Origin of the sequence: Aminicella lysinilytica (assembly GCF_004362975.1) — a bacterium.
GTDB lineage: Bacteria > Bacillota > Clostridia > Peptostreptococcales > Anaerovoracaceae > Aminicella > Aminicella lysinilytica.
Genome location: NZ_SNXO01000021.1, coordinates 34,484 through 41,225, shown reverse-complemented (window position 1 = coordinate 41,225; position 6,742 = coordinate 34,484). Strand labels below are relative to the sequence as shown.

Here is a 6,742-nt window from a genome sequence, read left to right as displayed (position 1 = left end):
TCTTCTTGGCATAGCATACTCCTCCTCATATTTGATATTGTACTACCAATGGAGAAATTTCTCAAAACTATTGTCCGATTTATATACTACATCTACTCCAGCCCCCAAATAACTTTGGAGTTTTTGGATATTCCCCAGTTCTGGCCCCCAAATTATTTTGGAGAAACCCCAAATAACTTTGGATACCCGCCGCCCCGTAAGGCAGCCCCTCGTTAAGTGCTCTGTTTATTTGCCCTGCTTGATTGCAGCCTGAGCTGCAGCCAGTCTTGCCACAGGTACTCTGTACGGTGAGCAGGAAACATAGTTGAGTCCGATGCTATTGCAGAACTCTATGCTCTTAGGATCTCCGCCGTGCTCTCCGCAGATACCGAGATGGATATTAGGGCGAGTCTTCTTGCCCAGTTCAGTAGCCAGTTTCATGAGCTTGCCAACGCCATCGCGATCTATGGACTTAAACGGATCATGGTCATATATTCCCTTATCAACATATCCTCTGATAAGCTCAGCTGTGTCGTCTCTGGACAGGCCGAAGGTCATCTGTGTAAGGTCGTTAGTACCGAAGGAGAAGAATTCTGCTTCCTCTGCGATCTCGTCAGCAGTAAGTGCTGCCCTTGGGATCTCTATCATGGTACCTACCATGTACTCCAGCTTCTTGTCGGCTTTCTCCATGCATTTCTCTGCAGTAGCAACGACTGTAGCCTTGACATTCATCAGTTCTTTCTTCTCGCCTACGAGAGGTATCATGATTTCAGGAACGATGTCCTTGCCCAGCTCTGCCGATGCTTCGATAGCAGCTGTGATTATAGCCTCCGTTTGCATCTCTGCGATCTCAGGATATGTAACTGCAAGTCTGCATCCACGATGTCCCAGCATCGGATTGAATTCCTTCAGACTCTCTGCCTCTGCCACAAGCACATCGTATGGAACGCCGCTTGACTCTGCAAGCTGCTGCATGTCTTCCTTAGTCTTAGGGAGGAACTCATGTAGCGGCGGATCCAGCAATCTTACTGTCATAGGTCTGTCGCCTACGGCCAGATACATTTCCTTGAAGTCGCCCTTCTGGAAAGGTAACAGCTTAGCAAGGGCTACGCGTCTTGACTTCTCATCTTTCGCTATGATCATCTCGCGGATAGCAGGGATTCTCTCTTCGTTGAAGAACATGTGCTCTGTACGGCAAAGGCCAACTCCCTCGGCTCCGAATACCAGTGCCTGTTTCAGGTCCTTAGGCGTATCTGCGTTAGTTCTTACCTTCATAGTGCGGATCTCGTCTGCCCATGACATGATCTTATTGAAGTTTCCTGAAATATCAGGTGGTACCAGTTTCAGCATACCTTCGTATACATTACCGTTAGTTCCATTAAGGGAAATGAACTCCCCTTCTTTATATTTTTTGCCGTTTACGGTCATTACCTTGGCATCTTCATCGATAGCAACTGCAGAACAGCCTGCTACGCAGCATTTGCCCATTCCACGGGCTACTACTGCAGCATGGGATGTAACTCCGCCGTGAGCGGTCAATATGCCCTGCGCAACTACCATTCCAGCCAGGTCTTCAGGAGATGTCTCCTGACGAACGAGAATGGCTTTCTCGCCCTTATCAGCCAGTTCTGTGGCATCCTTTGCCTGGAAACAGATCTTTCCGAAAGCTGCTCCCGGAGAAGCGGCAAGTCCCTTGGCAATAGGTGTTGCCTTATCTTCATCATCGCTGTCGAAGCGAGGGTGAAGCAGATGCTCTACGAAATCCGGCTCTATTCTGAGGACTGCTGTCTTCTTGTCGATGAGGCCTTCATTTACCATGTCAACGGCTACGTTTACTGCAGCCTCTGCTGTTCTCTTGGCATTTCTCGTCTGGAGCATGAATAACTTGCTGTTCTCAACAGTGAACTCCATGTCCTGCATATCCGTGTAATGCTTCTCAAGTACATCTGCAATGTGCTCGAAATTCTTATATGCTTCAGGGAATGACTCTGCCATCTCATGGATAGGCTTAGGAGTCCTGATTCCTGCAACTACGTCTTCTCCCTGAGCATTGACAAGAAATTCTCCGTAGATACTTCTCTCGCCGTTTACCGGGCTCCTGGTGAAGGCTACGCCTGTGCCTGAATCGTTTCCTTTATTTCCGAATACCATGGACTGAACATTTACTGCTGTTCCCAATGACTCCGAAATGTCATTGAGCTTTCTGTATAGTATAGCTCTGTCATTTCCCCATGAACGGAATACAGCCGTAATGGCTTCCATAAGCTGTTCCTGAGGATCCTGCGGGAAGTCTCTTCCCAGAGTGTCCTTGACCAGCTTCTTATATCCTACTATTATCGTCTTCAGATCTTCAGTGCCCAGGTCTACGTCAAATTCAGCGCCGACCTTAGCCTTCTGTCCATCGAATATCTTGTTGAATTCCTTCATAGGAACTTCCAGGACTACGTCTCCGAACATCTGGATAAATCTTCTATAACTGTCGTAGGCAAATCTCTCATTGTCTGTGAGCTTAGCCAGCGCTATGACGGTCTCATCATTCAGTCCAAGATTAAGAATGGTGTCCATCATACCCGGCATGGATATCGGCGCTCCTGATCTTACTGATACCAGTAAAGGATCCTTAGGATCTCCGAATTTCTTTCCCATGACATTCTCAAGTTCTACGAGTTTGATCTTGATTTCCTCGACCACGGTCTGGTCGATCTGCTTACCGTCTGAGTAATACTTCTTGCAAGCTTCCGTAGTAACTGTGAATCCAAAAGGTACGGGAAGGCCGATCTTGGTCATTTCTGCCAGGTTGGCTCCCTTTCCTCCTAATAGATCGCGCATATCTTTGGAACCCTCGTTGAATGAATAAACAAATTTGTTTTCCATATTTCCTACCTCTCTGTTTTGTCTTGCTTAGAATCCTAGAATTCCAAGCGTTCCTCAATATAACTTCTGACTTGGTCGATAGGCAGTCTCGTCTGCTCCATCGTATCCCTGTCTCTTATAGTTACACATCCGTCTTCCTCTGTCTGGAAGTCGACGCAAATGCAGTAAGGAGTACCTATCTCATCTTCTCTACGGTATCTCTTTCCAATCGATCCTGTAACATCATAGTCCACATTAAAGTACTTGGACAACTCGTCATATACAGGCTCAGCCTGATCTGCCAGTTTCTTGGCAAGTGGCAGTACGGCAGCCTTGAATGGCGCAAGTGCCGGGTGGAAGTGCATGATAACTCTCGTGTCTTCCTTGCCCTTGGCATCTGTTACAGTTTCTTCATCATAGGCGTCGATCAGGAAGGCTAAGGCAACTCTGTCTGCTCCCAGCGACGGCTCTATGCAATACGGGATATATGTCTCTTTATCTTTACCTTCGCCTTCAGTAAATGTCATTTCCTCTCCGGAAAATTTACTGTGCTGGCGCAGGTCAAAATCTGTTCTGTCTGCTATTCCCCAGAGTTCTCCCCATCCAAATGGGAACAGATACTCAAGGTCTGTAGTAGCATTACTGTAATGAGATAATTCTTCCTGAGAATGATCCCTGCTTCTCAGTTTCTCCATATTCATTCCAAGAGAATCCAAGAAGTTTCTGCAATAGTTCTTCCAATAGTCGAACCACTCCAGATCCGTACCAGGCTTGCAGAAAAATTCCAGCTCCATCTGTTCGAATTCTCTGATCCTGAAGATGAAGTTGCCCGGCGTGATCTCGTTTCTGAAGGACTTGCCTATCTGCGCGATGCCAAAAGGTATCTTCTTCCTGGAAGTTCTGGCTACGTTTTTAAAGTTAACAAAAATTCCCTGGGCAGTCTCCGGCCTGAGATATATCTGAGACTTGGTGTCTTCGGTGACGCCCTGGAATGTCTTAAACATCAGATTGAACTGTCTGATACTGGTAAAGTCAGTCTTACCGCAATCCGGACATTTGATTCCATTATCTGCGATAAATGCCTCCAGTTTCTCATTAGGCCATCCGTCAACGATGATTTCTTCTCCCTTTTCTGCCATATAGTCTTCTATGAGCTTATCAGCGCGGAACCTTGAGTTGCAGTTCTTGCAGTCGATCAGTGGATCTGAAAATCCGCCTATATGTCCTGAAGCTTCCCATGTTTTCGGATTCATCAGAATGGCGGCATCGAGGCCAACGTTATATTTGGACTCCTGGACAAATTTCTTCCACCATGCTTTCTTGATGTTGTTCTTGAATTCTACGCCAAGGGGACCGTAATCCCATGTGTTTGCCAGTCCTCCGTAGATTTCCGAACCGGGATATACGAAACCTCTTCCCTTACACAGTGCGACGATTTTTTCCATTGTAACTTCATTACCCATTGATCAGTGTACCAACTTTCTTTAATATTTATGATTATTCTTCTGTTTTATTATCTTCTTTAGTTTCTTCACCGTGATATTTATCATATTCACAGTCATCGCAACGATCCTCGCAAGGCTCGGTGCATGTTTCGCAATCCTTGTCGCAGATATCGATATCGATGATATCATCATCTGAAGACGATTTGCCGAATTTATTTCCTGCAGCTGTGAAGGCAGCATCAGTAGCGTCCTTCGCCATATCCTTAGCCTTGTTTACAGCGTCGCCGCCCTTTTCTCTTACGGATTCGTAGACTCCAGGAGCCTTCTCCTTGATTCCTCCGTAGATTTCGCCGCCCTTAGTTACAGCGTCGTCGTAAATATTGCCGGCCTTATCTGTAATGTCAACGACTGAGCCATCGTCCTTGATCAGCTCGATCTTACATTTGAAACTGAAAGCAGCCAGCACTCCGATAACGATTCCCCATGGAGCGACTACTGCGCCGAGCACACCGACATTCAACGGAATATTGATGAGCACATCGTCGTTTCGTTTAACTACGATCTTAGAAATATTACCCTTCTTGATGACCTCTTTCATCTTGTCGATCAAGGCTTCCCCCTGTTCGCCAAATTTCCTGGATGAAGACTGTTCGTCTATATTCTCCTCAATGGCGATGATAGCGTCAACCACATTTCCGTCCGCTTTTTCCAAAGCATCTTTGGCTTCCTTATATGTTGCGCCTGTTCTGTCTTTGACCAGTTCGATTTTTTCCAATGTGATCTCCATAATTAACCTCCTATATATTTTTCGCGAAAAGGCTCTCGCTTTTTAAATTTCCCACATCTAAATGGTATGAGATGTACTCCTTTATAATCACCTGCAATCTGTCTGCTATGCCGTCATCCAGGGCAATTTTACTGAAAGATCCAAGTGAATTGGAAGCAAAGTAATTCAATATATCTACTATACCAAATTTCCCATCATAAATCAATGAATCTTCGCCTTCAGATCTAAGTTTTTCAGCGCAGTTTCTGCACATGATCCCGCCGTCTCTGACGCTGAAATAATCAAGTTCCTCTTTGCTGCCGCAACTTACGCAGGACCTGAGCTCAGGGAACATACCCAGTATCTTCAGTATCCTGACTTCATAGGCCAGAACCAGAGTCTCGCAGCTCTTTTTCCGAAGTTCCAGCTGTTCCATGAACTCTATGAGCAGATCGAAGATCGCAGGCTGGGCCAGCTCCTCGGGTACCAGTTTCTCCGTAAGCTCCAGAACGTAGGAACCATACATGAATTTATCCAGATCCTCGCCGATGCCGTAAAAGCTCTTAATAGTGTCTGCCTTGTCCAGATTGTAATACGTCCTGCCCTGGAAAATCTGATAATTGCCATAGGTGAACGGACGCATGGCAAGAGAGGACTTGGTCCTGGCTTTCTCACTCATGCTGGTGCCCACGCTGATCTTACCATATTTCTTTGTGAACAAAAGGATCATCCTGCGGCCGCCGGTTGCTTTGGTCTGCCGAAATATGATCCCTTCTGAATTCAAATACATCAGTCTCTGTCCCTATATCCAAAATTAGCAAGGTCGAAATCGCTGTCACGCCAGTTTTCCCTGACCTTCACCCACAACTCCAGGAACACTTTTGTTCCCAACAGTGCCTCCAGCTCCAGCCTCGCAGCCTTGCCGATACCCTTGAGTTTCTTGCCGCCTTTGCCTATGATGATGCCCTTATGGGACTTCTTCTCGCAGTAAATAACAGCGCTTATTTTGCTTATGTTCTTCTCTTCCTTGAAGGATTCGATCTCCACAGCTATGCCGTGAGGGACTTCCTCATTCAGGTATAGCAGAGCCTTTTCTCTTATGACTTCACTGACCAGGAAACGCTCCGGATAATCGGTTATCATATCCTCAGGGAAGTACATAGGTCCTTCCTCCAGAAATTCCTCGACCCGTGACAAAAGCTCGACTACATTGGTTCCGTTAAGGGCCGATGTGCCGTAAATGTCATCGAAGATGCCCAGCTCGTTGTATTCGTTGTATATTTCCAGATACTCCTCTGGATCCATAGTGTCCATCTTATTCACTACCAGGATCTTAGGCGTGTTAACATCCTTCATCATATCTACGATGTATTTGTCTCCCGGGCCCTTGGACATAGGTCCGTCTACCAGCAGGAGAATCACGTCTACTTCTTTAAAGGTATTCACTGCCATGTCTGTCATGGCTGAACCCAGTTTGTTGCGGCCCTTGTGAATGCCCGGCGTGTCGATGAACACCATCTGCACTCCATTGTCTCCATCGTCGTGTCTGGTATAGATCCCTCTGATGCTGTTTCTCGTAGTCTGAGGTTTGTCTGTAGTAATAGCTATCTTCTCCCCCATGATCTGGTTGAGCAGAGTCGACTTGCCAACATTAGGCCGTCCGACTATTCCTATAAATCCTGATTTCATTTAATTCCTT

At 46.4% G+C, this 6,742-nt stretch carries 6 protein-coding genes; 1 reads left to right on the top strand and 5 read right to left on the bottom strand.

Annotation, left to right across the window (positions count from 1 at the left end):
- The coding region (locus EV211_RS10805) for a hypothetical protein (protein ID WP_207668001.1) at window positions 1-216 on the top strand (216 nt) is incomplete at its 5' end.
- A gap of 9 nt (window positions 217-225) precedes the next feature.
- Here the strand turns inward: EV211_RS10805 and ppdK are convergent.
- From ppdK to era, 5 genes are read right to left on the bottom strand one after another with little or no spacing between them, the layout of a single operon-like run.
- Window positions 226-2,853, bottom strand: a complete 2,628-nt coding sequence (gene ppdK / locus EV211_RS06705) for a pyruvate, phosphate dikinase (RefSeq protein ID WP_133528655.1) — start codon at window positions 2,851-2,853, stop codon at window positions 226-228.
- A 35-nt stretch (window positions 2,854-2,888) separates the two neighbouring features.
- Window positions 2,889-4,277: a glycine--tRNA ligase gene (locus tag EV211_RS06700; RefSeq protein ID WP_330564611.1), complete on the bottom strand. Its 1,389-nt coding sequence runs from the start codon at window positions 4,275-4,277 to the stop codon at window positions 2,889-2,891.
- Window positions 4,278-4,329: 52 nt separating this feature from the next.
- Window positions 4,330-5,064, bottom strand: a complete 735-nt coding sequence (locus tag EV211_RS06695; RefSeq protein ID WP_133528653.1) for a DUF4342 domain-containing protein — start codon at window positions 5,062-5,064, stop codon at window positions 4,330-4,332.
- A 10-nt stretch (window positions 5,065-5,074) separates the two neighbouring features.
- Complete coding sequence (recO, locus tag EV211_RS06690) at window positions 5,075-5,833, bottom strand: DNA repair protein RecO (protein WP_133528652.1); 759 nt, start codon at window positions 5,831-5,833, stop codon at window positions 5,075-5,077.
- Entirely contained in the window at window positions 5,833-6,732 is a 900-nt protein-coding gene (gene era / locus EV211_RS06685; RefSeq protein WP_133528651.1) for a GTPase Era, read from the bottom strand. The genes recO and era overlap by 1 nt, the downstream gene beginning before the upstream one ends.
- Between the last annotated feature and the right edge of the window lie 10 nt (window positions 6,733-6,742).